General features: G+C 43.6%; 28 protein-coding genes and 1 riboswitch. Of the genes, 26 read left to right on the top strand and 2 right to left on the bottom strand.

Annotation, left to right across the window (positions count from 1 at the left end):
- Positions 1-83: 83 nt before the first annotated feature.
- The 7 genes from ascB to BUC05_RS11130 all read left to right on the top strand — a co-directional run bounded on the left by ascB (position 84) and on the right by BUC05_RS11130 (position 8144).
- Positions 84-1520 (top strand): 6-phospho-beta-glucosidase, encoded by a 1437-nt coding sequence (gene ascB / locus BUC05_RS11160; RefSeq protein WP_073304719.1) that lies wholly within the window; start codon positions 84-86, stop codon positions 1518-1520.
- Positions 1521-1563: 43 nt separating this feature from the next.
- Positions 1564-2970 (top strand): aryl-phospho-beta-d-glucosidase, encoded by a 1407-nt coding sequence (locus BUC05_RS11155; protein WP_073304717.1) that lies wholly within the window; start codon positions 1564-1566, stop codon positions 2968-2970.
- 147 nt (positions 2971-3117) lie between these two features.
- On the top strand, positions 3118-3852 hold the full coding sequence (locus BUC05_RS11150) for a class I SAM-dependent methyltransferase (protein WP_073304715.1): 735 nt from the start codon (positions 3118-3120) through the stop codon (positions 3850-3852).
- Positions 3853-3965: 113 nt separating this feature from the next.
- Positions 3966-4955 carry an aldo/keto reductase gene (locus tag BUC05_RS11145; RefSeq protein WP_073304713.1) on the top strand — a complete coding sequence of 330 codons (990 nt, stop codon included), beginning with the start codon at positions 3966-3968 and terminating at the stop codon, positions 4953-4955.
- Positions 4956-5124: 169 nt separating this feature from the next.
- The gene (locus tag BUC05_RS11140; protein WP_073304711.1) at positions 5125-5946 is read left to right on the top strand and encodes a helix-turn-helix domain-containing protein; all 822 of its coding nucleotides are present in this window, start codon (positions 5125-5127) and stop codon (positions 5944-5946) included.
- 111 nt (positions 5947-6057) lie between these two features.
- Complete coding sequence (locus tag BUC05_RS11135) at positions 6058-7041, top strand: ABC transporter substrate-binding protein (RefSeq protein ID WP_073304709.1); 984 nt, start codon at positions 6058-6060, stop codon at positions 7039-7041.
- Positions 7042-7289: 248 nt separating this feature from the next.
- On the top strand, positions 7290-8144 hold the full coding sequence (locus tag BUC05_RS11130; protein ID WP_011247808.1) for an aminoglycoside phosphotransferase family protein: 855 nt from the start codon (positions 7290-7292) through the stop codon (positions 8142-8144).
- A gap of 190 nt (positions 8145-8334) precedes the next feature.
- Here BUC05_RS11130 and BUC05_RS22055 read toward each other — a convergent pair whose 3' ends face one another.
- Positions 8335-8439 (bottom strand): hypothetical protein, encoded by a 105-nt coding sequence (locus tag BUC05_RS22055; RefSeq protein ID WP_350006345.1) that lies wholly within the window; start codon positions 8437-8439, stop codon positions 8335-8337.
- Positions 8440-8718: 279 nt separating this feature from the next.
- Here BUC05_RS22055 and BUC05_RS11120 point away from each other — a divergent pair, with 279 nt between their 5' ends.
- The 18 genes from BUC05_RS11120 (at position 8719) to BUC05_RS11030 (ending at position 22813) form a co-directional block, all read left to right on the top strand.
- Positions 8719-8997 (top strand): YwqI/YxiC family protein, encoded by a 279-nt coding sequence (locus BUC05_RS11120; protein WP_011247807.1) that lies wholly within the window; start codon positions 8719-8721, stop codon positions 8995-8997.
- Positions 8998-9001: 4 nt separating this feature from the next.
- Positions 9002-10486, top strand: coding sequence for an LXG domain-containing protein (locus BUC05_RS11115; RefSeq protein WP_073304707.1), 1485 nt, complete (start codon positions 9002-9004; stop codon positions 10484-10486).
- A gap of 547 nt (positions 10487-11033) precedes the next feature.
- Positions 11034-11372: a hypothetical protein gene (locus tag BUC05_RS11105; RefSeq protein WP_073304703.1), complete on the top strand. Its 339-nt coding sequence runs from the start codon at positions 11034-11036 to the stop codon at positions 11370-11372.
- 77 nt (positions 11373-11449) lie between these two features.
- Positions 11450-11782 carry a hypothetical protein gene (locus tag BUC05_RS11100; protein WP_073304701.1) on the top strand — a complete coding sequence of 111 codons (333 nt, stop codon included), beginning with the start codon at positions 11450-11452 and terminating at the stop codon, positions 11780-11782.
- 62 nt (positions 11783-11844) lie between these two features.
- Entirely contained in the window at positions 11845-12159 is a 315-nt protein-coding gene (locus BUC05_RS11095) for a hypothetical protein (protein WP_073304699.1), read from the top strand.
- 19 nt (positions 12160-12178) lie between these two features.
- Positions 12179-12517 carry a hypothetical protein gene (locus BUC05_RS11090; protein ID WP_073304697.1) on the top strand — a complete coding sequence of 113 codons (339 nt, stop codon included), beginning with the start codon at positions 12179-12181 and terminating at the stop codon, positions 12515-12517.
- Between the two features lie 178 nt (positions 12518-12695).
- The gene (locus BUC05_RS11085) at positions 12696-13019 is read left to right on the top strand and encodes a hypothetical protein (protein WP_063608995.1); all 324 of its coding nucleotides are present in this window, start codon (positions 12696-12698) and stop codon (positions 13017-13019) included.
- A 30-nt stretch (positions 13020-13049) separates the two neighbouring features.
- The gene (locus BUC05_RS11080) at positions 13050-13868 is read left to right on the top strand and encodes a hypothetical protein (protein WP_073304695.1); all 819 of its coding nucleotides are present in this window, start codon (positions 13050-13052) and stop codon (positions 13866-13868) included.
- Between the two features lie 13 nt (positions 13869-13881).
- Positions 13882-14334: a PH domain-containing protein gene (locus BUC05_RS11075; RefSeq protein WP_035202703.1), complete on the top strand. Its 453-nt coding sequence runs from the start codon at positions 13882-13884 to the stop codon at positions 14332-14334.
- An 11-nt stretch (positions 14335-14345) separates the two neighbouring features.
- Entirely contained in the window at positions 14346-14729 is a 384-nt protein-coding gene (locus BUC05_RS11070; RefSeq protein WP_011247802.1) for a YwqH-like family protein, read from the top strand.
- Between the two features lie 442 nt (positions 14730-15171).
- Complete coding sequence (locus BUC05_RS11065) at positions 15172-16023, top strand: DUF72 domain-containing protein (RefSeq protein ID WP_035202702.1); 852 nt, start codon at positions 15172-15174, stop codon at positions 16021-16023.
- A gap of 77 nt (positions 16024-16100) precedes the next feature.
- The gene (locus tag BUC05_RS11060) at positions 16101-16946 is read left to right on the top strand and encodes a sulfite exporter TauE/SafE family protein (RefSeq protein ID WP_244153296.1); all 846 of its coding nucleotides are present in this window, start codon (positions 16101-16103) and stop codon (positions 16944-16946) included.
- A 44-nt stretch (positions 16947-16990) separates the two neighbouring features.
- Positions 16991-18337 carry a bifunctional metallophosphatase/5'-nucleotidase gene (locus tag BUC05_RS11055; protein ID WP_011247799.1) on the top strand — a complete coding sequence of 449 codons (1347 nt, stop codon included), beginning with the start codon at positions 16991-16993 and terminating at the stop codon, positions 18335-18337.
- A 54-nt stretch (positions 18338-18391) separates the two neighbouring features.
- Entirely contained in the window at positions 18392-18703 is a 312-nt protein-coding gene (locus BUC05_RS11050) for a YunC family protein (RefSeq protein ID WP_011247798.1), read from the top strand.
- 29 nt (positions 18704-18732) lie between these two features.
- The gene (locus BUC05_RS11045; protein WP_011247797.1) at positions 18733-19527 is read left to right on the top strand and encodes a thymidylate synthase; all 795 of its coding nucleotides are present in this window, start codon (positions 18733-18735) and stop codon (positions 19525-19527) included.
- Complete coding sequence (locus BUC05_RS11040; RefSeq protein WP_011247796.1) at positions 19524-20012, top strand: dihydrofolate reductase; 489 nt, start codon at positions 19524-19526, stop codon at positions 20010-20012. The genes BUC05_RS11045 and BUC05_RS11040 overlap by 4 nt, the downstream gene beginning before the upstream one ends.
- Positions 20013-20067: 55 nt before the next feature.
- Positions 20068-20835, top strand: coding sequence for a sporulation protein YunB (gene yunB / locus BUC05_RS11035; protein ID WP_011247795.1), 768 nt, complete (start codon positions 20068-20070; stop codon positions 20833-20835).
- 77 nt (positions 20836-20912) lie between these two features.
- A riboswitch (Lysine riboswitch) is annotated at positions 20913-21086 on the top strand.
- A gap of 89 nt (positions 21087-21175) precedes the next feature.
- Positions 21176-22813: a Na+/H+ antiporter NhaC family protein gene (locus tag BUC05_RS11030; protein ID WP_011247794.1), complete on the top strand. Its 1638-nt coding sequence runs from the start codon at positions 21176-21178 to the stop codon at positions 22811-22813.
- Between the two features lie 55 nt (positions 22814-22868).
- Here the strand turns inward: BUC05_RS11030 and BUC05_RS11025 are convergent, their stop codons facing one another.
- A complete protein-coding gene (locus tag BUC05_RS11025; protein ID WP_035203580.1) occupies positions 22869-23879 on the bottom strand; it encodes a M23 family metallopeptidase in 1011 nt (336 codons plus the stop codon).
- Positions 23880-24078: 199 nt separating this feature from the next.
- On the opposite strand from BUC05_RS11025, the gene lipA reads away from it, so the two are divergent.
- Positions 24079-25008 carry a lipoyl synthase gene (gene lipA / locus BUC05_RS11020; RefSeq protein WP_073304751.1) on the top strand — a complete coding sequence of 310 codons (930 nt, stop codon included), beginning with the start codon at positions 24079-24081 and terminating at the stop codon, positions 25006-25008.
- The last annotated feature ends 32 nt before the right edge of the window (positions 25009-25040 follow it).

The raw sequence follows: 25040 nt of genomic DNA, 5'->3' as shown, positions 1-25040 counted from the left end.
ATTTTGCGCGGGAGCTAGAAGGATGTCGAGTTTTAAAGACTGCCTTCCTTCTAGCTCGTAAAGAATGGAAGGAGAAAATTGACATGAGTAATTATCCATTTCCAGAATCGTTTCTATGGGGTGGCGCGATTGCCGCTAACCAGGCAGAAGGGGCCTTTTTAGAAGGGGGAAAAGGGCTGACAACCGTGGATTTATTGCCGACTGGCGAAAAGCGTTGGGAGATCATGTTAGGAAAGTTAAGCCGTTTTGAACCTGATGAACAGTTCTATTATCCTTCACACGAGGCAATTGACTTTTATCATCGTTATAAAGAAGATATTGCTTTGTTTGCTGAGATGGGTTTTAAGGCGTTGCGCGTGTCAATCGCTTGGTCGCGCATCTTTCCAAATGGGGATGACGAAACGCCAAATGAAGCTGGCTTAGCGTTTTACGATGGACTATTTGACGAATTACGTAAACACGGGATTGAGCCCGTTGTAACAATGGCCCATTTTGACGTGCCGATCCACTTGGTCAAGAAGTACAAAAGTTGGCGAAATCGCAAGCTCGTCACTTTTTTTGAAAGATATGCAAGAACGATTTTAGAGCGCTACCAACATAAAGTGAAATACTGGATGACGTTTAACGAAATCAATATGCTTCTCCATTTGCCTTATGTTGGCGCTGGCCTTGTGATTGAGGAAGGGGACGATATAACGCAAATTAAATACCAGGCTGCCCACCACCAACTCGTCGCTAGCGCGCTAGCCGTTAAAGCTTGCCATGAGCTGATCCCTGATGCAAAAATTGGCTGCATGCTTGCCGCAGGGGCGACTTACGCTTATACATGCCATCCTGATGATGTGTTTGATGCGATGGAAAAAGACCGTGAATCGTTCTTTTTTATCGACGTCCAATCAAGAGGGGCTTATCCGGGATATGCGAAGCGTTTCTTTAAAGAAAACAACATTACTGTAGAAATGGAAGAAGGAGACTTGGAACTTCTGCAAGCAAACACCGTCGATTACATTGGTTTTAGTTATTATGCGAGCCGGGCGACAAGCACCGATCCTGACGTGTTGAAAAACCAAACGAGCGGCAACGTATTCGGTTCGGTGGAAAACCCTTATTTGGAAAAATCGGAGTGGGGCTGGACGATTGATCCAAAAGGCTTCCGCATAACGGCCAATCAGCTTTATGACCGCTACCAAAAGCCTCTGTTTGTTGTCGAAAATGGCTTAGGAGCCGTAGACGAAGTATCCACAGATGGAGAAATTAATGATGATTATCGGATTGATTACTTGCGCCAGCATATTGCCGCAATGGGCGAAGCGATCGAAGACGGAGTGGAAATCATCGGTTACACGAGCTGGGGGCCGATAGACATCGTTAGTGCTTCCACAGGAGAAATGAAAAAGCGTTATGGCTATATTTATGTTGATCGTGACAATGAAGGCAATGGAACGTTGAAACGAGTCAAAAAGAAAAGCTTCGATTGGTATAAAACGGTCATCAAATCGAACGGACAAGAGCTCAACTAAGACCCTTTTTCCCAAATCAATTAATCATACGAGGTGACTACAGATGAAAGCAGCAACATTTCCAGAAGGATTTTTATGGGGCGGCGCAGTAGCAGCTAACCAATTAGAAGGTGCTTACCAGGAAGACGGAAAAGGGTTGTCTACAGCGGATGTTTCGCCAAATGGAATTATGAGCAAACCTGATTTCTCGATGAAAGAATTTAATCTTTATCATGAAGCGATTGATTTTTATCACACGTATAAAGAAGATATTGCTTTATTTGCGGAAATGGGATTTAAAGCGTTCCGCTTCTCGATAGCTTGGACCCGCATTTTTCCAAATGGGGATGAAACAACGCCGAACGAAAAAGGCTTGGCCTTTTACGACCAAGTCATTGACGAGCTATTAAAGTACAATATTGAACCTGTCATAACGATTTCACACTATGAAATGCCACTCGGGCTTGTGAAAGACTATGGCGGCTGGAAAAATAGGCAAGTTGTCCATTTTTATGAACGATTTGCGAAAACGATATTAGAACGGTACCACCATAAAGTAAAATATTGGATGACATTCAACGAAATCAATGTGCTCCTTCATGCGCCTTTTACAGGCGGAGGCCTTTTATTCGAAGCTGGCGAAAACAAAGAGCAAGCGATTTACCAAGCTGCACACCATCAGTTTGTGGCGAGCAGCCTCGCCGTTAAAGCAGGCCATGCATTAGATCCATCTTTGCAAATTGGCTGTATGATTGCTTCAATGGTGACGTATCCCTATACGTCAAAGCCAGAAGACATGTTTGCTGCACTAGAGCAAGATCGTAAAACGTTGTTCTTTTCAGATGTCCAATCACGTGGCTACTATCCTTCATATATAAAAGCCTATTTTAAGGAAAAAGGCATTGAAATTGAAATGGAAGCTGGCGATCTTGACCTCCTCCGTGAACATACGGTCGATTATATTGGCTTTAGCTACTATATGTCCTTTGTAGCAAGCACGGATCCAGAGCATCTAAAGCTGCAAACAGCTGGCAACCTATTTGCCGGTGTGGAAAATCCATACTTAGAAGCGTCCGAATGGGGATGGCAAATTGATCCAATCGGGATGCGCACAGTGTGCAACCAACTATATGATCGCTACCAAAAGCCTCTATTTATTGTCGAAAACGGCCTTGGCGCCATTGATCAAATCGAGGAAGACGGCTCAATTCAGGATGACTACCGGATTGACTATTTGCGCGCACACATTGAACAAATGAAGCTCGCTATTGCCGATGGCGTGGACTTGATCGGCTATACTTCCTGGGGGCCAATTGATTTAGTAAGCGCCTCAACAGCGGAACTAAAAAAGCGGTATGGGTTCATTTATGTCGATCGCGACAGCAATGGAAAGGGATCGAATAAACGTTATAAAAAGAAAAGCTTTAGCTGGTACCAAAATGTTATTGCCACTAATGGAGAACAGCTTTAGCTACTACAAGCGACTTGAGTTTGAAGCTCAAGTCGTTTTTGCCGTGCTAAACGAAAAGGTTGCTTTATAATAAAGGGAAGCGTTGCGCGTGCAGTTGCGCGAAATCAAACAATGGCGCTGGCTAGGAAGGAAAGAGGAGACGGACGAATGAAACAGAATAAGTATGACGATAAGGCGTTCTTTGCCGCTTATGAAAAAATGCCTCGCTCTGTAAAAGGGCTTGCCGGTGCAGGGGAATGGCATGTGCTAAAGGCACTATTACCTGATATGCGGGGGAAAGCCGTGCTTGACTTAGGCTGCGGTTTTGGCTGGCATTGCCGCTATGCCAGGGAACAACAGGCACGCTCTGTAGTAGGCGTTGATTTATCAGAAAACATGCTGGAAAAAGCACGTGAAACAACAAATGACCCGTTCATTTCTTATTTAAACATGGCGATCGAAGACATCGATTTCCCAAGGGCACAGTTCGATGTCGTCATCAGTTCACTCGCTTTCCACTATATCAAGTCCTTTAGGCCAATTTGCAAGAACGTTTACGATTGTCTAAAAGCCGAGGGGACATTCATCTTTTCAGTAGAACACCCGATTTTTACTTCTCGCCATCAACAAGATTGGTGTTACGACCACCTAGGGAATCGCCAGCATTGGCCTGTTGACCATTACCAATCAGAAGGAATGAGGGAAACGTCTTTTTTGGCTGAGCATGTGATTAAATACCATCGTACACTTTCGACTTATATCAATGATTTGATAGAGGCTGGTTTTCGGATCAACGCTGTAAAAGAACCCACTCCTTCTGAGGACATGTCTGCCCTTAGCCAGGAAATGAAAGATGAATGGAGAAGGCCAATGTTTTTAATCATTTCTGCGCAAAAGCCATAACTGTAAACGATGAATGAGTAAAGCGCTTACGAAAATGATATAAATGCGTCACATTGCCATATACGCCGTTCCCAAGCCATGCTAAAGTATAAGAAAAAGGAGTGTCCTGCTCTATGTATACAGCAACGCCTTCACGTTATGATGATATGATATACAACCAATGCGGAAAAAGCGGCTTGAAGCTTCCAGCTATTTCATTGGGATTGTGGCAAAACTTTGGCGCCGACACGAGCCAGGCTAAAGTAAAAGAAAAAATTTTTCGTGCGTTTGATTTAGGGATTACTCATTTTGACTTGGCCAACAATTATGGCCCTCCTCCTGGTTCTGCCGAAGCAGCAATGGGCACGATACTAAACGGCGAACTAAATCGCTATCGGGATGAACTCATTATTTCGACGAAAGCAGGCTACGACATGTGGCCTGGCCCATACGGGGATGGCGGTTCAAGAAAGTATCTCATCGCTAGCCTTGACCAAAGCCTAAAACGGCTAAAAGTTGATTATGTCGATATTTTCTATCATCATCGCTATGATCCAAACACGCCGCTGGAAGAAACAATGGCTGCACTTGACGCTATTGTCCGCCAAGGAAAGGCGCTCTATATTGGCTTATCGAATTACGGGCCTAAAGAAACAAAACAGGCGGCCACAATTTTAAAACAGTTAGGCACGCCTTGTGTCGTTAACCAGCCTTCGTATTCGATGTTGAACCGTTGGATTGAGGGAGGGTTGCAAGACGTCCTCGCTGAAGAAGGAATTGGCACTGTCGCTTTTGCACCGCTAGCGATGGGGCTTTTAACTTCAAAATACTTGCACGCCATTCCAGAAGGCTCTAGGGCGGCTAAAAACGATTGGTTTAAAGCAAATGTGACCGAGGAGCAAGTAGCGAAAGTAAAAGAGCTTCATAAAATGGCCGAGAACCGCGGGCAAACAATGGCCCAGTTTGCTTTAGCATGGGTATTAAGGGAGGGCAGCGTCACGTCTGCTTTAATCGGGGCGAGTTCCATCGAACAAATCGAAGAAAATGTAGCTGCATTGAACAATTTGTCCTTTAGCCGCGAAGAATTACATGCAATTGATTCAATTGTAGGCAGCGATAAATGATGAAAAAGAGGAGAGTGATGCGTACTCTCCTTTTTTTGTGACCGCTAGGCTTGAATGGATGTAGCGATCGAGGCAACTTTTAAGGAATCCATCATCCAGTTATTGCTATGGACAGAGCAGCAGCAAACGATTACGCTAAGGAGCATAAAGCAAGAAAAGAGGTGTTTGCATGGAACGGTACAACCAGTTGGCACAAGCTTTTGCGTACACACCTATCCATGTTTATGGCGTCTATAAAAGCAGCCTTGAAGCCAATCGTCTTTACCGTGGCCATGTTGACCAGCCAACGGCTTATGGCGGGCTTATTCTTGGGCTTCGTGGCAGCGCGCGCTTTACCTTTAATGGTTCTCATTCAATCGAAGTCAGCCAAGGGAAAGCAATCATCGGCGGCTATCAAATGCGCTTAGAGTTAGAAGTCGGTGAAACGGGTTGTGAATACGCGCTTATTCACTTCTTGCCAGAAGATCGGCGCCTGCCCGAGGCAACTTTGTTTCAAAAAGCCCATCAACTGGAGTACCTATTTGAACCGAGTATGCTGCAAATGGTTGATGAGCTTTTGCAAGCTGATGGGGCGCCAGGGGAGATGGCGGCACTGCAAAAAAAAGCGCTGTTCTACCAATTGCTTGCACATGTCCTTCAATTAGCGCGCTTCCAGCAGAAACCTAAAAATAGTGAAGCGATGGAAGAGACAATCCGTTATATCCATGCCCATTACCATGAACCGTTGACATTAGGGCAATTGGCTGCTCGTTACGATATGGCGCCTAAATATTTTTCTGCCGCTTTTCGGAAATGCACAGGAGTTGGTCCGATTGACTATGTGATCCATTGCCGTATGAAGCGAGCCCGCCAACTACTAATGACAGGGGCGTTTACTGTCAGTGCGGTTGCCCGCAGCGTCGGGTATCAGGATCCCTATTATTTTAGCAGGTTGTTTAAAAAACAGTTTGGAGTCGCTCCAAGCTACGTTCGCCTGGAAATGAAGAAATAATCCATCTGTAAAACAGGAAACTGTTTATTTTACATAAGGCGATTCCTTGTTATCATTTTAAATGATAATGATTATCACTATTAATGGATAAGAACGAAAGGAACGTACTTTATGCACGATTCACTTAAATCACTTGCTTCAAGCCTTTTGCTGCTAGTGCTTCTAGGAGCTTGTGCAGGTAATGTTGATAACGATGCCCATGACGATACAGAAAAAAGCAGTGAGCCCGCTGTCTCAAGCGCGTTTCCGCGGACATTGGAAGATGCAAACGGAGACTTTACTCTTGAAAAAGAGCCGCAAAAAGTAGCAATTGCCCATTGGGGATTTGTCGATTCTTTTTTGCTTTTTGACACGCCTTCAGCTGCGGTTGTGCTGCCTTTTTCAGCAGAACAGTCTGTTTTAAAAACAGACGTGTACGAGCCTTATGTAGAAACGTTCGACGAGCTAGAAGTGGTAGGCGAAAACCAGCAAGTGAATTTGGAAGCGTTGCTTGCCTATGAACCAGATTTAATTATTGCAGGAAACCAAGTAAATGAGGATATCGACCAACTGCAACAAATTGCGCCTGTTTTTGTCGTAGATGAGGAAGAAGTCAACGTGTGGGGAGACTGGCCTGCACTCGTGTCTTTGTTTGGCGACATTCTTGGCCAAGAAGATGTTGCTGAATCATTTATTCGTTCTTTTGAACAAAAAGTCGAGGAAGGGCGCGAAAAAGTAGCGAATATAGAAGGCGAAGTTGCCTTTTTACAAGCACGAGAAGCCACTGCTTGGCTGCAAGGTACGAACTACTTGCCATTGTACTATGACCAATTGGGGCTGTCTGTTCCAGATGCATCAATTATGGAAGAAGGGGCAGAAATATCTCTTGAAGGGATAAGCGAATTAAACCCTGATCACCTTTTCATTGGCTATTTTCAAGGAGACAGCGACTCTTCTTCTTCAATCATCCATGAATGGGAAGTGACGAATGTGTGGAACAGCCTGCAAGCAGTAGAAAAAGGCCAAGTATATGAAATGAATGGCGAGCTTGCCCTTGGCTACGGGCCAATCGGGCAATCGTACGGGCTCGACCAAGTGGTGCAAGCACTTGAATAATGGTACGGAGCCTGCTAAACGCTTTAGAGCGCTTGGCAGGCTTTTCTTGTCATGTAGAACAGCAAGTACGTCGGTAAGCAGGAATGTCGCTGATGTAACTCGAATTGAGAGTAAAATTGCTAGCAAAGCAGTGTACGATAAAAGCCGATGCATTTATGAAATAAGGGGTGGTAGCATGAAAAATAAAAGCTGTTATGCAAATGTAATCTTGTCGTCTGAAATAAAATCTGTTCAAAAACGGAGGACTTATGGAACCAACAATCGAATTAGCGAGAAAATTAATAGTTGAACAGTTTCCAGAGTGGTCAAACTTAGAGATTAAACATGTGCAAAAAAGCGGTCATGACAATCGGACTTTTCGCCTTGGCGATACGATGAGTATACGCTTGCCTAGTCATGAGGCATACGCGCCTCAAGTTGAGAAAGAGGCAAAATGGTTGCCTATGCTTGCCCCTCATTTTGACTTGCCAATTACAGTACCGATTGCGAAAGGGAAGCCTTCTCGTTTGTACCCGTATTCTTGGTCCGTCAATCGATGGATTGAAGGGCAAACTCCGGACAGAAGCAACACTGATTTACAACAATTAGCCGTTGATTTAGCCGCCTTTTTAAAAAAGCTATACTCGATTGATAGCACAGGCGGCCCTATAGCCGGCAAACATAACTTTTTTCGTGGCGGAGATTTAGCAGTTTATAAACATGAAACAGAAACGGCGATCGCAATGTTAGGCGAGCAAATCGATGGCGATGCATGTGCACACGTTTTTAAAGAAGCATTAAGCTCAAAATGGAGCAAACCGTCAGTATGGGTACATGGAGATGTGGCTCCAGGGAATTTGCTAGTTAAAAACCGAAAACTAGCTGGCGTCATTGATTTCGGCAGTTCAGGTGTAGGCGACCCTGCATGCGATTTAGTGATGGCATGGACATTTTTTGACAAAGATAGCCGAAACGTATTTAAAGAGAAAATCGGTCTTGACGCAGATACGTGGAACCGCAGCAAAGGGTGGGCTTTATGGAAAGCGTTAATTACGTACAATTCCGAAGTCGATGACGTTCGTCAAAATGCTCATTCCACCATCAAAGAAATCTTACAAGATTAGCGAGTTGGAAGAGAGAGGGATGGATAGCCTCTCTCTTTTTTACGGGATGTTCCAGCTATGCTAGGCGGCGGTCAACTGCATTTCTTAAAGCGTCTAGGGGCAACGGTTTTAGCCCATAGACGGGCTCAGAAACGAACCAATCGCTTTATCGGTAAACCAACAGTACGTTCCCGATTGAAACACTTTTGCCTCAACTAGTGTTAGCTTTTCGTAGTATTGTTAAATAACCGTTGTCCCTATCCAATAAAACAGGATTGACGATAAGGCGGTACTCATCAATTAAGTCATGTTTCATAAAGGTTTGGGCAATGTGTGCACTGGCAAAGAGGGCCATATTTTCGATTAAAATAATAAGCCTTATTTAACAGGATAAAAGTCATTCATTGCCCGTTTATTCTAATCAAAAAGGAGGAAAATCGGACTGTTTTAACACGATCTTATTGTATGGTAAACTCGACAATAGAAGGATGTTTTTTCCAAGGGTTATATCTCCAATATTGACAAAATGATATTGGTTTTTAAATACATAAATTTAACATTCTGCGATAGGTCGAGAAATGGAGGTAGTGAACAGGTGAGTGGTGAAATTAAGTTAAATCCAAGGATTGTCCTTGATCAAGTGAGCAAGCTTCGTGACCATATTAATGAAGTAACACCAAGTCAGTCAGCTTATACCAATGAAGGAACGATACTCGAATCGATTGAACTAGCAATAGAAAATATGGAGAATTTACAACAGTTACTTACCGATTATCAGGCATTGGTGCTTGATAATGCCGATCATATTGAAAAAATGATCAATGACTTCGTTGCTGCAGAAGAGCAAGTAGCCAATCAAATAAAGGGAGGATAGGAGCATGGGCCAAAAATCACTTGATGCGGCACAGACGATTGACATGCTTCAAGCAATGGCTTCAGAAACATCCGATCAAAATGGCCAGTTTGCCGGATTCAGTAGTTGGATGATCAGTCAACATTTACAATCAGGAGGCAGGTTAAGTTCAGGAAAGACGGCAACCGCAATAGCCAACTTTTGGAGTGAAGCACACGGACCGTTTTTAAATTTACTTCGAGATGTGATGGATGATTTTTCAAACAAACTTGAGCAAATACAAAACGCCATATCCGATGCTTTTACGAGAGAAGCTGTGTTAAAAGAGTCGTTTATGATGGATCAACTTTATGATGAACTAGATCAATTGAAAAACGTAGTTCGTAACTTTGGCGATGCGCTAGCAGACATTAAAAACGAGTATAGCGACGTATTGGCAATGCCGTCATTCGATGACTCCAAAATCGAACAAGGACTGACGAAATCGCAAGAAAAACTCCAAGAAACCACCGCCTACTTGTACGAAATGGATGCAAAAATGAAAACGCCAATGGAGTATATTGCCGAAGACATTGCATTAATGCATACATACGTTGACAGAATTCGGTCAATGATCTCAAATGGTTCTGTTTCCATTGAAAACTTCTCAAGGGGCCAAATAAAGGACGAAGAAGCGTATAAGAATGTGAAGAGTGCGTGGTTGCAACGAGATGTCAATAACACCATCGGGTATATAGACTCTTTTTTAGGAAAGCCATTTGGCGTATTTCAAGATGCTTTTTCGGCAACAACAGAGTTTGTTCCAGGCTTGGCTATGGGCGTTGGCTTTTATGCTAGGCATGGAGCAGTGTTATTCGAAGGAAGAACGAAATTAAAGTCAGTGATGGCAGACATTAAAGACTCAAAGCATATAAAAAAGTTTTCTGTTGCATTCAATGGAGCAACAACAATTGTTCAAAAAGGATATGAAACTGCTATCTCCCACATTTCTCAGCACCCCGTAGCCCAAAATGTCAGCAATAAAATAAATGACGCTTTTAAGCCTGGTGGGAAACTTCATGCAATAACAAATAACGGCTTTACAAGGGCGCTAGGACCTGTGGGCTACGCTCTTACTGGGATAAGTCATTTGGGGGAGCTTACCGATCCAGATAATAGAGACAAGTCAGGATTTGTCAAGGGAACTAGAGCTATTGTTGGTGCTGGTACCGAAATTGGTACTTCTGTAGCAGGTGCAGTAATTGGAGGAGCTGTCTTATCGTTAGTACCAGGAGGAGTATTTGTAGGTGCCGCTGTTGGAGGTTATCTCGGTGGGAAAGCAGGTAGTGAAATCGTGGACGATGTGAAAGATGCGGCAGAATATGTAGTTTCTGGCCAAATTATAGATGATGCAAAAGAGTTAGGGACGAAAACAATTAATCAAGTGGTAGATGTAACAAAAGATGTGACTAATTCAGTAGGCAGTATATTTAAAGGGGCTGCGGATAGTGTGCTTGGGTGGTTTAGTTAAAAAATGATAACGGAGAGAAATTATTGATCCTTTACGCTAGTGTTCTGTTTTTATTATCCATATGTCTTGCTTTTCAATATGTAACAGCATTTATGTTTCTTATGTTTGGAAGAAACAATCCATATGCCCGTTTTGTGGGAAATTTTTATGAACATCAGCCAAAAAATTGGTATGACAAATTTATGAACTTTTTCTACATTATGAATTACGGAGTAGCACATCGAGGATATGTAAAAGTGATGGAAAAGCACGGAGGAATTAAAGGTAAGCTATGTTATGCAGGCTTTGTTTTTTTGGTAACTATAATCTTAATTATAGTCGCCAATATTCTCACCATTATTGAAATAAGACTCATGAGTTAGGAAAAGTGAAGTTTTGTTAACCAAAAAAGGAGATAAAAAATGTTTGAGTTACTTTTCTTCTTTATAATTGGTTTCTGTATGACATCAAGGCTATTGATTCTGAGAATCAATATAAAACCAAGTACTTCAAGCATAATTTAGAGAACAAGTGCCGACATATCGACTTGAAAGAGGGAGAGAGACGAATGATCATATATATGATTATTATATATTTAATAGGCTTATGTATTGCCTTTCAATATGTAACAGCATTTATGTTTCTCATGTTTGGAAGAAACAATTTTTATGCCCGTTTTGTGGAAAATTTTTATGAACATCAGCCAAAAAATTGGTATGACAAGTTTATGAACTTTTTTTACATTATGAATTACGGAGTGGCGCACCGAGGATATGTAAAAGTGATGGAAAAGCACGGAGGGATTAAAGGAAAACTACGATATGCAGGCCTTATTTTTATCGCAACAGTAATTCTAGCTATCATTGGTAATATTATTAACGCTATTGAGGTTCGCCTCACGAGCTAGGAGAGGGCAAGATCGGTTTTACGTCGGAAATAATGTGCTTTTATTCAAGCATTTGCCTAGTTAAGGCGGGTGGCAAGATGATATACGGAATCATTTTAGCTATTATTGGGTTATGTTTCGCTTTTCAAGTCATAACCGCTTTTATCCTAACCTTGTTTGGCTTTTCATCATTTTATGCAAAATTTGTGGGTAATTTTTATGTCGATCATCCTAAGGACTGGTATGATCGTTGTATGAACGTTTTCTACATAGCAAATTATGGGTTAGCCTATTCTCATTATATTAAAACAATGAAAAAATATAAGGGAATGAAGGGAAAAGTATTTTATGCTCTTCAATGGCTTTTATTTATCATGATAGCGTTGATCCTTCTTTCTTTATCTAGACAAATAAGGGAGAGTTATTTCTAAATGTTATTTAGAGATAAATCCTACAGTTTTGACCATTAGAAACTGAGGTGGGAGGAATAAAGTTGGCAAATGTTATCGGTTACATAATAGGTCTAGCCCTTGCTTTTCAGTTGATTACAGCTATGTTGCTTCTCGTTTTTGGTAGAAATACGCCTTTTGTTATATTAGTTAATAAGCTATATGAAGAAACGCCAAGAGATATGTACGACAAAATAATGAATGCATTTTATTATGCTTACTTTGGGTTTGCTGTACTTTTATTTCAGATTGCAATCGAAAAGTTTGGAGGCATAAAGGGGAGGTTTGTTTTTCTATTAGAAGGGATAGGGATACTTGTGGTACTTGCTATTTTAGCCAACATCCCTCACATGTTCTAAAACCGAAAGGAGAAATTTATTGATCCTTTACGCTAGCGTTATGTTTTTATTATCCATATGTCTTACCTTTCAATATGTAACAGCATTTATGTTTCTCATGTTCGGAAGAAACAACCCATATGCTCGTTTTGTGGAAAAATTTTATGAACATCAGCCAAAAGATTGGTATGACAAGTTTATGAACTTTTTCTACATTATGAATTACGGAGTAGCACATCGAGGATATGTAAAAGTGATGGAAAAACACGGAGGAATAAAAGGGAAACTCCGATATGCAAGCTTAGTTTTTATCGCAACAGTTATTCTAGCTATCATTGGTAATATTATTAACGCTATTGAGGTTCGCCTCACGAGCTAGGAGAGGATGAGGTCGGTTTAGGTTGTAAATAAATGAGAACTGTGCTGCTTTTTATTCTAGGAAAAATACGCCTTTGTTGACTTGATCGATAAACTTAACAGGCAATGCCCTTACGACTCCTGCTTATGGATAGAGATAATGCTTCTGAAGGGGAGCTATCTTTGTAAAGAGGTGAAATATGGAGACGTTTGCTTTAATTATCCTTACTATTGTAGGTTTATCAATTACCCTGCAATTTTTAACGGGTATGTTGTTTTTCTTATTTGGAATAGCTTCTCCAATAGGCAGTTATTTGTCTAATTATTATGTGAAGAACGCGAAAGGTTGGTTTGACCGGTTTACAAATATGTTTTATTTATATGCACATCGTTTTGCCCATCTCACATTTCTAAAGTTAATCGAAAAACATGGAGGTCTAAAAGGGAGGCTTTTTTACCTGGGGATAGGGTGTGTCATTTTAATTCTTTTTATTATTGTAGCCAACATCCCCCACATGTTCTAAAAATGGCATTTTTACGAAAGGAGAAAAAAGATGAAGCCCTTTATGCGGTGTACGACGGAGGAATGGATGCTTCTTTTGACGATGTGTGGCTATGAGGTGTTGGCCAAGTCGTTAGGAGAGGAAGTGTTTGGCGAAAAATCAGAAGAGAGCTGGGAAACGTTGTTTGAATGTGCGGCGCATCAACTTATGCTTAAAGGGGTTTGGGATGATGAGAAGGCTTCAAAGGATGAGGTTCCGCTTGCGGATGGGCTGCAATCTTTTATTCGCAGTGTAGCTGAAGCAAAGCAATTGATCCGTTTATCAAACCCACTGACCAATGAAGCATTATTATTTAGGCGTATCGGCGACGGCCAATGGATTGAACATTACATAAAGCAAGAAATTATCCAAGAGTTTCATCCTATTGATGCAAAGAGTATAGAGAAGAACATGCATCAGTTCATTGAATATAAAGATTTAGAACCGAGCAACGAGATTGAATTCACGATGTCAAATGGCGCTTTTACTGCGCTAAGTGACCAGCGGCATGTAAAAGAAGTAAAAATGTACTGGCTTGAAGCAACTAGGCAAAATGAAGCGTGGTTTGATGAATTTGCAGAAGCGCTTTTAGCGAATGATTGGAAGTTTTTTAATACAAGTGTGATCCATGTTTCACTTGATGGAGAACAGACAGAAACAGATTTGAATGACCTATTGTTCCATATGCCTGCACGAGATGGAGTTTGGTTTGTAAGATACAAAGATGTTCATTCAAACGAAGATGTCATTATTCAAAAAACATCTTTTTCTAAATGGAAAGAAGTGTGTAACGAATTCCTTGAACGGACAATCTTCCACGCTGCCAAATAAAGGAGGGTGTTTTATGAACATATACAAAACATCACGAGATAAGAAGGTTGTATTTGGTTACAGTGCGTTGGTTGTGGGGTTGACTGCTATTATGGCGATTGTGTTCATGGTCGAAGACTCCATGGGGCGTTTATTGTTTTTTGGCCTTTTATTTATGATTGGAATGATTTATTTTGTTGGCGGGATGGTGTTTATTACATATGAGTTGAAAGAAGAGGGTTTGTTTGTTCAAGCTGGTTTAATTAGCCGTTTTTACTCTTATAAAAGCATGACAGCGCTTGAACCGATGGGCAGCCCTTTTTCTGGAAAAGAGCGTATCGTTGGCTCTTCTCAAGGATTTAATATCAAACATAATGGGCCAAAGGGAGAGGTGAAAATCTCGCCTGAGCGGATGGAAGAATTTAAACAGGAGCTGCTCAAACGTGCGCCACATTTAGATGTGCAAGTGAAAGCAGATAGTCGATAGGAGGAAGACACATGTCGGTTGAATTTTATCGAAATCGAATACGGGAGACGGAAAATGCCATCCAAGCAGCCAATGAAAAAATTGCTCGCTTAAGAGCGTGCAGGGCCCACTTAATTGGACAGGAAATTATCATGGGCGATACAAAACATACTTTTAAAGAACCGGAATTAACGAAAGAGAATTGGTATGGCAAGCATGCGGATGAATTTGATGCTGAGCGTGAGTCGGAAGTGGTGGGCCCTTATCAAGATCTCCTCAATGAAGTCGGCAATACAATTGAAAAGGCGACGAACGAAATCAGTGCTACACAAGATGTCATCAACTTCCAAAGTAGTTTGCTAAGCAATTATCAAATCGGTCTTGAACGGGCGATCGAGAGGGAAAAGGAAGAGTAGGATTGCCGCTGTTTTTTGGTCGCCAGCATATTTATGCATACAAACGCTCAGAGAATCGTTCTCTGGGCGTTTTTTGGTTTCCTTTCGGTAAGATTGCAGCAATGTATCAAATCTGCGTTTCGTAAGTTTGTGTATGTGGAACTAACATTTTACAAGAGATTGCGGTGAACTACCCACCACTTACCACCCTTACAGGCTGCTTGAAGTGGGGGCTTCTTGGGTAATCGCAACTTTTGGTAGCTGACGAAATGGACCAAGCTAACCCTCTTGTTCCAAGAGTTTATCGATTCATTAGGCAGTGGCTAATAAGCGAATCCCTTCTTCGCTCGACCGATATTCATCTCCCCCTTACCGCACTGCTACGCCCTTCACACGCTTGAAGGGGGAGACTTCTTTTGGAAATATGTTAAAATAGAGAGAAATGTGCGGGAGGCGTTTTTTAGTGATTTACATAGGTTTAAGCGGCTGGGGTGACCATCATCGCTTATACGAAGGCGTAAAGCCAGCAGAGAAGTTGCAAACGTATGCGGGCTATTTTCCGATTGTGGAGTTGGATGCCTCGTTTTATGCCGTTCCACCCCAATCGTCGATCCGAAAGTGGGTAGACGAAACGCCGGCGTCCTTTCAATTTGTTGTCAAAGCGTATCAGGAAATAACAGGCCATCAGCGGGGAGAGTCGCCTTCTCCTTTTCAATCGAAGCAAGAGATGTTTTCTGCATTTATAGAATCAATCCAACCGATGGCGGAAGCAGGCAAACTAGCGATGGTTTTATGCCAGTTTCCCCCTTGGTTTGATGTTCAGAAAAAACACGTTGCTTGGCTTCGTGTAGTGCGCGAACAGTTGAAAGATTTTCCGGTCGCGCTTGAATTCAGGCATGAATCGTGGTTTCTGCCTGCTTACCGTGAGAAAACGCTCGCGTTGATGCGCGAGGAAAATTGGATTCACAGCATTTGTGATGAACCGCAAGCCGGGGCACGCTCGATTCCAACTGTGCTCGAGCCAACCGACCGCCAAAAGACATTGGTTCGTATGCATGGACGCAATGTCCATGGTTGGAATGGGCCGAGCAAAGGGCAAGAATGGCGTGATGTTCGTTATTTGTATGATTACAACGAACGGGAGCTTGCTGAATGGAAAACGCGCCTTCAGTCGCTGCGACAACAATGTGAGCACATTTATGTGGTTTTTAACAACAATTCTGGCGGTCATGCCGCCCAAAACGCTCGCGCGTTGATCGAGATGATGGGCATCGAATATACGGACCTGGCGCCAAGACAGTTGGATTTATTTTAACAGCACACGAACAGCAAGCGTCTAAGCGTTGTGCTGATTCAGGGTGGCACTAGCTTTTTGGGTGTCCATATTTAAATATGATTATACAGAAAGCTGGTTTTTTAATGGAATATGTACTGCTCGTATTAGTAGGTTTTGCTGCAGCGGCGTTTGGGAGTTTGCTCGGTCTTGGGGGCGGTGTAATCGTCGTGCCTGCTTTGCTTGGACTCGGTAGCTTGTTTGCTGCTGTCGACGTCATTTCTCCGCAAACAGCTGCAGGCACGTCTTTATTTGTTATGATTTTTACTGGCATTTCTTCTGTGCTGGCCTATCATAAACAGAAAACGATTGATTGGAAAAGCGCACTTCTTTTTTTGATTGGTATTGTTCCAGGGGCGATTCTTGGGACTAGCGCCAGCAAAGTGTTGTCAACGGATTCGTTTATGGTTTATTTTGGCCTTTTTATGCTCGTTATTGCGGGTAGTTTATTTTTGCGGGGAAAGCTAAAACGCAAAGATGCGCCTGTTAAAGGGGTGATCCGTGAGAGCACGGATGAAGCTGGAAATCGTTATGTTTATGGCTATTCGCCTACTGCCGCCATTGTAGTCAGCATTGGCGTGGGCTTTTTATCGAGCCTTTTCGGCGTCGGTGGAGGGGCGTTAATGGTTCCCGTCATGATTGTCTGGTTTGGGTTCCCTGCTAAAATAGCTGCTGCAACTGCCATGCTTGTTATTTTGTTTTCGGCCGTGTCAGGTTCAGCTGCCCATTTTGCGGCTGGTCACATCCACTGGCTTTATGCACTGGCGCTTATTCCTGGCGCGTGGTTTGGTGGCAAGGCGGGTGCTTGGCTCAACCAACGAATTCGCTCGAACTTGCTCGTGTGGTTGATGAAGCTTGTCTTTATCGGGCTTGCGGTGCAGTTTATTCTCCAAGGCCTGCTATAAACACCACACATCAGGAACAGATCGAAATAAGAGGAGGCGACTTTGTGACCAAGACGGTTACCATTTATCATACAAACGACATCCACAGCGGTTTTGCCACATGGCCGCGGATTGTCTCATATATAAAGCGGCATCGCCATCCCCTTATGCGCTATGTCGATTTAGGAGACCATGCAGACAGGGCAAACCCGCTTACAGAAGCGACTTACGGAAAAGGAAACATTGAGCTATTAAATGAAGCAGGCGTTGATTTTGCCGTGCCTGGCAACAACGAAGGTGTGACATTTTCCAAACAAATGCTTTACGAGATGTACGAGCACGCTTCATTCCAAGTGCTTGCCGCCAATTTAATTGACCAACAAACAGGGACTTATCCGCACTGGATCAAACCTTATTGGATCGATGAAATGGAAGGTGGCATTCGGATCGGCTATATTGGCTACACTGCCTCCATGATCCATTTCTATGAGCAGTTGGGTTGGGATGTCGCTTTTTCTATAGAAAGACTTCGCCAGTTGGCGCAACAAGTTGCTGCCAAGACAGATGCACTTGTCCTTCTCTCTCATCTAGGGCTGCCACGGGATGAACAAATTGCTGCTGAAATTACTGAAATTGATGTCATTATCGGTGCCCATACACACCATGCCCTCCCATATGGAAAGCGCATTAGTGGGAAACTGATCGCTCAAGCGGGCAAACATGGCCAATACTTGGGGAAATTGTCGCTTGAATTTGCAGAAGGAAGCCATAAATTTCTTTCCGCAGAAGAAGAACTGCTTGACCCCCGGAATTTTGATGAGGATCCGGGTGCGCGTACGCTCCTACAGTCGTTGCAAACAAAGGCGCAAGCTGCTTTAAGTGCGCCTGCGGCCGTTCTTACACGAAAGCTGGAAGTCAAATGGTTCGAACATTCGGCTGGGCCGCAAGCGCTGTGTGACGAACTGAGTGCTTGGTGCGGCGCTGAGCTTGGGATGCTAAATGCAGGCGTGCTGTTGGAAAGCTTGCCGGAAGGGCCAGTCACGTACGGTGATCTTCATCGCATTTGCCCTCATCCGATTAACCCGTGCATTGTTGAGTTGACCGGTGGGGAACTGACCGAAACGATTGAGCGTGCGCAAACCGATGATATTGTACAATTGCAGTTAAAAGGATTTGGTTTCCGAGGGAAAGTGCTCGGGACGATGGTGTATACAGGAATTGACGTCAAGCCTGAAGGCCTCTTCGTTTGTGGCAAACCGATTGTTGCCGAACACATTTACAGACTGGCGACATTGGACATGTATACGTTTGGGTTTTTGTTCCCGAAAATTGCCGAGGCGAAAAAGAAAACGTATTTGCTCCCTGAATTTTTGCGCGATATTCTGCTGGACATGTTGAAAAAATGGCACTGATTTCTTTGCCTGCTCATATGTTGTGGTGAAACAACTTACAAAGGAGCGGGGCCAATGATTGATGTTCAGCCAATTACGATTGAGAAGGAAACGTTTGTCGCCATTACGGTCAAATTGCCGAAAACAAACTTTATGGCCGTGACATGCGACACAGGATACATTATGTGTGGGGCCCTTGACGTGAAGCTGTTAAACGAAAAGCTAAAAGAACGAGGAATTATCGCAGGACGTGCGGTTGGCGTGCGCACAATCGAACAGTTGCTTGAAGCGCCGCTGGAATCTGTTACACTCAAGTGTGAGGAGTTAGGCATTCACAAAGGAATGACAGGAAAAGACGCGCTTATAAAAATGAAACAATCGATGTAAATGAATTGAAAACAGGAGTTGACGTTTTTATGGAACAATACTTGCAGTTATGCGAGCACGTTTTGCAAAACGGCTCGCCAAAATCAGATCGGACAGGCACTGGCACCATTAGTGTATTTGGTTACCAAATGCGCTTTGATTTAGAAAAGGGTTTTCCAATTGTCACAACGAAAAAATTGCATATGCGTTCGATCATCCATGAATTGCTTTGGTTTCTAAAAGGCGACACGAACATCCGTTATTTGCAAGAAAATGGCGTTCGTATTTGGAACGAATGGGCGGATGAAAACGGCGACCTTGGGCCTGTTTACGGAAAACAATGGCGCTCCTGGGAAGGGGCAAACGGCAAAACAGTCGACCAAATTACTGAAGTGGTTGAGCAAATAAAAACGAATCCGAATTCTCGCCGCTTAATTGTCAATGCGTGGAATGTCGCGGAGATTGAAGAAATGGCGCTTGCGCCATGCCATTGCTTGTTTCAGTTTTACGTAAACGACGGAAAACTTTCTTGCCAATTGTACCAGCGCAGTGCCGATATTTTTCTTGGCGTTCCTTTTAATATATCGTCTTATGCCCTGTTAACGATGATGATGGCCCAAGTGTGCGGATTAAAGCCTGGCGAATTTATCCATACGTTTGGCGATGCCCATTTGTACAACAACCATATTGAACAGACGAAGCTTCAATTAACGCGTAAACCAAAACAGCTACCTACGATGCATATCAATCCAGAGGTAACAGACCTGTTTGCGTTTACTTACGATGATTTTGAACTGAAACATTATGATCCTTATCCGCATATTAAAGCAGAGGTGTCCGTATGATTGTGTTTGTTTATGCACGAGACGCCCACTATGGCATCGGGAAAGACAACGGATTGCCTTGGCATTTGCCTGCTGATTTGCGCCATTTTAAGCGGACAACGACAGGTCAAACGATTGTCATGGGCCGAAAAACATTTGACTCAATGGGTGGGCCATTGCCGAACCGCAAAAACGTTGTTCTCACGAGAAGCCGTTCCTTTCAAGCAGAAGGAGCGGAAGTCATTCATTCACTCGACGATGTCCTGCAACTTAGCAAACAGGAAGCGATTTACGTCATAGGTGGAGCGGAGATTTTTGCGCTGTTATGGGATATATGTGACAAACACATTGTCACGGTCATTGACGAAAAATTTGAAGCGGATACGTTTGTCCCCCCTCTTTCTGAGCAAGAATGGGAGCTTGTGGAGACAGTGCCTGGACCAATTGATGAAAAAAACCGCTATCCCCACGAATATCGGACTTACGTGCGTAAACAAGCAAAATAACAGGTAAGTGTCCCCTTTCTTTTGCATAGAGATGTAAGGAAAGGGAGGGGGACACATGAAACGGTTTAAAGGAGGCCCGATTAAAGGCCAAAAACAAGAAAGAGGGCCGCTTCCTTTTCGCTATGTGCTGCTCATTTCGTCCGTGCTATTCGCGCTTTTGTCCTTGCAAGGGCTTTGGTTTGTCGACCAACAGCTGCGCCCGATTATTTCGCAAATTGCCCATCGGGAAATGGAGCGGATTGCGACGTATACGATTCAGCAAGCGTTGACTGATGAGCTAGGCCAAACTGACATGAACGATATGCTCATTACTGAAACGAACGGAGACGGTCAGATTACGTATGTCACTTTGGACACTCAAAAATACAACAAGCTCCTCGGTAATGTCCAGCACCGTGTCCATGAGGCGATAAATGCAATCCAACGCAATGAAGACAATACATACGGCGCAAGCGAAGGCACAGTGGCGACGATCCCTTTAGGAAGAGCGCTCAACAACTCGTTATTAAACGATGTCGGGCCAGGCATTCCCCTGCGGTTTGCATTGATTGGCGATGCAAAAGTAGGCATGAAGGACGAAAGCGAGCAGCTGGGCATTAACAATACGAGGCTGTCTTTTTATGTCACGATCGAAGTGGGCATGGATGTGATTTTGCCCTTTTCTGAGACGGCAGATACAGTATCGGTTGAGTTGCCAGCAGGTTTTGCCTTTATTTCTGGGGAAGTGCCGCAGTTTTATGGAGGCCAACTGCCTATCGTCAATTATCCAGCTCTTGAGGCGAATACAGACCAACAACCTGAGGAAGAAAATGACAGTCAATAAAGTCGTATTTTGTCGTTGTCTGGCATAAAAATATGTGATAAACTGATACAGAATTGAATAGGAACACCTCATCTGCCAGATGGGGTAGAGGCGCAAACACCATCAGTACCTTTTTTGAGCGAAGGCCCGCTTTGAAGAAAAGGGAAAGGGGTTTTTGCCGAAGCAAAAAGCAGGGCCTGCTGCTTTTTAGCTGGGCTGGCATTGAAGAAGTGTCGGACTGTCACAGGGAACTGTGGAGAACTACTATGGATGGGACTGTTTATTGTACGGGACAATGATGGAAATCTCCATCATTGTCTTTTTTAATAGAGCAAACAGCCACGTTAAAGGAGAGGTTTTTTTGGAACATGCATTTGGATGGTGGTCGCTATTGCCGCCGATTCTGGCATTAACGCTCGTGATATTGACACGAAAAGTGTTAATCTCTCTCGGGATTGCAATTTTGGTCGGTGCCTTTATGGTGTTTGACCAACATATAGGGCAAGCACTGGCTGGCATATTCCAAACAATCGCCGGATTGTTGTTTTCCTTTGAAGCAGTCGATTCGCCTACATTTTCCGGTGTTGGGCAAGCCATTGCGGATGCACGGTTTGCATTAAATAATTGGGAATTGTATATCGTCTTATTCTTAATGCTGGTTGGCATGGTCGCGAGCTTAATTACATTTTCCGGCGGGGGACAAGCATTCAGCCGCTGGGCGTCAAGACGGATTAAGACGAGAAAGTCATCGTTGTTTTTGCCATTTGTGTTAGGCTTTGTCATTTTTATTGATGATTATTTTAACGCTCTTACTGTCGGCAATATGAGCCGACCATTAACAGACCGATACCGTGTGTCTCGGGCGAAGCTTGCTTACATTGTTGATTCAACGTCAGCGCCCATTTGTGTCATCATGCCTTTATCTAGCTGGGGTGCTTTCATTATCGGGACGTTGGCGACTGTTTTAACTGCTAACCAGTTAGAAGAATTCGGCGCATTCCAAGCATTTTTATACACAGTACCGATTAATTTTTACGCATTAATTGCGCTGTTGTTTATTGTCCTTATCATTTTATTTAACATCGACATTGGCCTAATGAAACGCCATGAAGACCGGGCAAAAGCCACTGGTGAATTGACGGACCCGGCAAAAGGCGATGTGCCTGGCGATTTAGATGAAGCACTCGTCATGACTAATGGCCGCGTTTATCAGCTATTTTTGCCGATCATTGCCCTTGTCATTGCCACCACTTCCCTTTTGTTTTACACTGGCGCAACGGCAGCTGCTGCGGAAGGGTTGCCGGCGACAATGCTCAATATGCTCGAATACACGGATATCGGCTTTTCGCTCCTTCTCGGCAGTTGCATTGGTTTTATCGTTGCTGTTGCGACAACGTTAGCGTCTAAACCAAATTTGCCAGACTTCAGAAAAGCATTGAAAGCTGGTTTGGCGGCAATGATGCCGGCTATTTACATTTTAGTGCTTGCCTGGACGACGATTGAAATGATTAATCGCTTAGGAACAGGCGCGTTTTTGGCATCATTAGTGAGTGACTCTGTCAATCCTGGCTTTTTGCCTGTAATCCTGTTCTTAATTGCTTGTTTTTCTGGGCTTGCGACAGGGACGTCGTGGGGAACATTTGGTATTTTGCTGCCGATTGCCGGGCAAATGGCAGCACTGATTGAGCCGTCGATGGCGATCCCAATGTTTGCAGCTGTTTTAGCCGGTTCGATTTTTGGCGACCACATCTCGCCGATTTCCGATACAACGGTTTTGTCGGCAGCTGGTTCTGGCGCTCATCACATGGATCATGTGATGACGCAGTTGCCTTATGCGGTGTTAACGGCCATAATCGCAGGTGTTGCTTTTCTCGTCCTTGGCTTCTTCGGCCCGATTTTTGCTTGGATTGCTGCTGGTGCCCTCCTCGCTGTTACGGTGTTGGCACTTCAAGCGTTTAATAAACAAGCTTCAGGCAAGAAAGCAGCCCAATCATCATAACCCTAACAGCCTGCCAGGATCTCGACTAATGCGAGCGACTGGCAGGCTTATTTGTTTACGAATTGTTTTTTTTCGCGTTTTTGTCCGCGCGCTCCCATTGTTTTAACGAAGGAAATGGGTCAAATGACCATTCGCTGATACCGTTATCCCTGTACATTCCGTAATGAAGATGAGGCGGGAATTTACCTTGTGTTCCTGGTTTGCCGTAGCCTGAGCTGCCACAGTAACCGATGACTTGTCCTGCCTTTACAATCGACCCTTTCTCTAATCCTTTTTCATAGCCATTTAAGTGGGCGTAATAGTGATAAATGTTGTCAAGGTCGCGTATGCCTACACGCCAGCCGCCGTAAGGATTCCAACCAATCGTTTCAACGATGCCGTATGAAGAAGATTGGATCGGGACATTGTAATTGGCGAAAATGTCGGTCCCTTCATGAATGCGCCTACCGCCCCAGCCTCGCTTGGCTCCCCACGTGCTACGGTAGCTATAATGATGGTGAAGGGGCATGACAAAAGCATGTTGATGTAAGTCGAGCGTTTGAAACGTTTCGTATACTTTGGCATGGCCACTGACAATGTTAACGCTTTGTTCACGTTGGTAAAAATGCCAGAGGGCAATACGGAAATCCTCATCTGAGTAACCGTGAGACTCTAAATAGCGAGCAAATGTATAAAGGACGTCTTCATCATCCTCAATGTTCGCTTTCCCATCGCCATTTCCATCAAGGCCGATTCCTTCAAATAAGCTGATTGTCGTTGGATCATTGTCGTTTATGTTTGGATTTAGTGCGCCAACCCATTCTTCTTTTGGATAGTAAATAGACACAAGGCCTTTTGCTTGTTCTCGGTCCCTTAACGCTTTCCGTAAACCCCGTTCGTAGGAGTCGACAGCTGCTAAATAGGGCCAAGGGACGCTCGTAAGAACTTCCATTTTTTTATACAAAGCAAGCCTTTCTGAATATAAGTTTGGATCTGTCTGCTTTTGCGCACTTGCAGCTGTGTCTGGCCAAAAACTAGAAAAACTAAGAAGAACAACAAGCAAACATAGCCATACACGGCGTCGCAAATAAGACAATTGTGCTAGCTCCTTTCTATGGGGTTTTGTATAGTTTTCGGCCAATTGGCCGAAATGATGACAGAGAATCTTTACCAGTTGCAGCGTGTACTAATGTTGGAATAATTCCGTTTCCCTTGTTGGTTCGAGGTAGAATTCATGGTACGATAATAGAAGAGATCGGTTCATTTGCAGAAGGGTGGGAGTGACAATGCCAGAAAAAGATGAAAAAGAGCAGCATATGCGCAAACCGGACTGGCTAAAAATCAAGCTAAATACAAACGAGTCTTATACAGGCTTGAAAAAAATGATGCGTGAGAAAAAACTACATACCGTATGTGAAGAAGCACGCTGCCCGAACATCCATGAATGTTGGGCGGTTCGAAAAACGGCTACTTTTATGATCCTTGGCGATATTTGTACACGAGGTTGCCGTTTTTGTGCAGTCAAGACAGGCTTGCCAACGGAGCTTGACTTGCAAGAGCCAGAGCGCGTGGCGGAATCCGTGGAGACCATGGGGTTAAAACATGTCGTTATTACTGCTGTTGCCCGTGATGATTTAAAAGACGGCGGCGCCGCAGTGTTTGCCGAAACGGTACGAGCCGTACGCCGGGCAAACCCATTTTGCACAATTGAAGTTTTGCCTTCTGACATGCTTGGCAATGAATCAAGCTTGCAAACATTAATGGATGCGCGCCCGAATATAATGAATCATAATATCGAAACCGTAAGAAGGCTGACGCCAAAAGTTAGAGCACGAGCAAAATATGACCGCACACTCGAGTTTTTGCGGAGAGCCAAAGAAATGCATCCTGATATTCCGACTAAATCGAGCCTAATGGTAGGCCTAGGGGAAACAAAGGAAGAAATTTTAGAAACAATGGATGATTTGCGGGCTAATAATGTTGACATTTTGACAATTGGCCAATATTTACAACCTACAAAGAAACATTTAAAAGTCATTAAGTATTACCATCCAGACGAATTTGCCGAGTTAAAGGAAATCGCTATGCAAAAAGGCTTTAGCCATTGCGAGGCGGGACCGCTTGTCCGTTCGTCATACCATGCAGACGAACAAGTGAACCAAGCGCAAGTGAACATGGAAGCAAGAAAAGCACAAGGGGAGCAACAGCGCGTATAAACCGATGCTTAATAGCAGAGACAAGCAACAGT

The sequence above is a fragment of the Shouchella rhizosphaerae genome, assembly GCF_900142675.1.
GTDB lineage: Bacteria > Bacillota > Bacilli > Bacillales > Bacillaceae_D > Shouchella > Shouchella rhizosphaerae.
Note: the sequence above shows the minus strand (reverse complement) of the source record. Positions and strands in the feature narration are given on the sequence as shown.

Coding starts and splice junctions, on each gene's coding strand:
- BUC05_RS11085 (WP_063608995.1), top strand. CDS start 12,696: ATGGAGACGTTTGCTTTAATTATCCTTACTATTGTAGGTTTATCAATT.
- BUC05_RS11075 (WP_035202703.1), top strand. CDS start 13,882: ATGAACATATACAAAACATCACGAGATAAGAAGGTTGTATTTGGTTAC.
- BUC05_RS22055 (WP_350006345.1), bottom strand. CDS start 8,439: ATGAAACATGACTTAATTGATGAGTACCGCCTTATCGTCAATCCTGTT.
- BUC05_RS11060 (WP_244153296.1), top strand. CDS start 16,101: ATGATTATACAGAAAGCTGGTTTTTTAATGGAATATGTACTGCTCGTA.
- BUC05_RS11080 (WP_073304695.1), top strand. CDS start 13,050: ATGAAGCCCTTTATGCGGTGTACGACGGAGGAATGGATGCTTCTTTTG.
- BUC05_RS11070 (WP_011247802.1), top strand. CDS start 14,346: ATGTCGGTTGAATTTTATCGAAATCGAATACGGGAGACGGAAAATGCC.
- ascB (WP_073304719.1), top strand. CDS start 84: ATGAGTAATTATCCATTTCCAGAATCGTTTCTATGGGGTGGCGCGATT.
- BUC05_RS11150 (WP_073304715.1), top strand. CDS start 3,118: ATGAAACAGAATAAGTATGACGATAAGGCGTTCTTTGCCGCTTATGAA.
- BUC05_RS11050 (WP_011247798.1), top strand. CDS start 18,392: ATGATTGATGTTCAGCCAATTACGATTGAGAAGGAAACGTTTGTCGCC.
- BUC05_RS11115 (WP_073304707.1), top strand. CDS start 9,002: ATGGGCCAAAAATCACTTGATGCGGCACAGACGATTGACATGCTTCAA.
- BUC05_RS11105 (WP_073304703.1), top strand. CDS start 11,034: ATGATCATATATATGATTATTATATATTTAATAGGCTTATGTATTGCC.
- BUC05_RS11145 (WP_073304713.1), top strand. CDS start 3,966: ATGTATACAGCAACGCCTTCACGTTATGATGATATGATATACAACCAA.
- lipA (WP_073304751.1), top strand. CDS start 24,079: ATGCCAGAAAAAGATGAAAAAGAGCAGCATATGCGCAAACCGGACTGG.
- BUC05_RS11130 (WP_011247808.1), top strand. CDS start 7,290: ATGGAACCAACAATCGAATTAGCGAGAAAATTAATAGTTGAACAGTTT.
- BUC05_RS11135 (WP_073304709.1), top strand. CDS start 6,058: ATGCACGATTCACTTAAATCACTTGCTTCAAGCCTTTTGCTGCTAGTG.
- BUC05_RS11155 (WP_073304717.1), top strand. CDS start 1,564: ATGAAAGCAGCAACATTTCCAGAAGGATTTTTATGGGGCGGCGCAGTA.
- yunB (WP_011247795.1), top strand. CDS start 20,068: ATGAAACGGTTTAAAGGAGGCCCGATTAAAGGCCAAAAACAAGAAAGA.
- BUC05_RS11040 (WP_011247796.1), top strand. CDS start 19,524: ATGATTGTGTTTGTTTATGCACGAGACGCCCACTATGGCATCGGGAAA.
- BUC05_RS11140 (WP_073304711.1), top strand. CDS start 5,125: ATGGAACGGTACAACCAGTTGGCACAAGCTTTTGCGTACACACCTATC.
- BUC05_RS11045 (WP_011247797.1), top strand. CDS start 18,733: ATGGAACAATACTTGCAGTTATGCGAGCACGTTTTGCAAAACGGCTCG.
- BUC05_RS11100 (WP_073304701.1), top strand. CDS start 11,450: ATGATATACGGAATCATTTTAGCTATTATTGGGTTATGTTTCGCTTTT.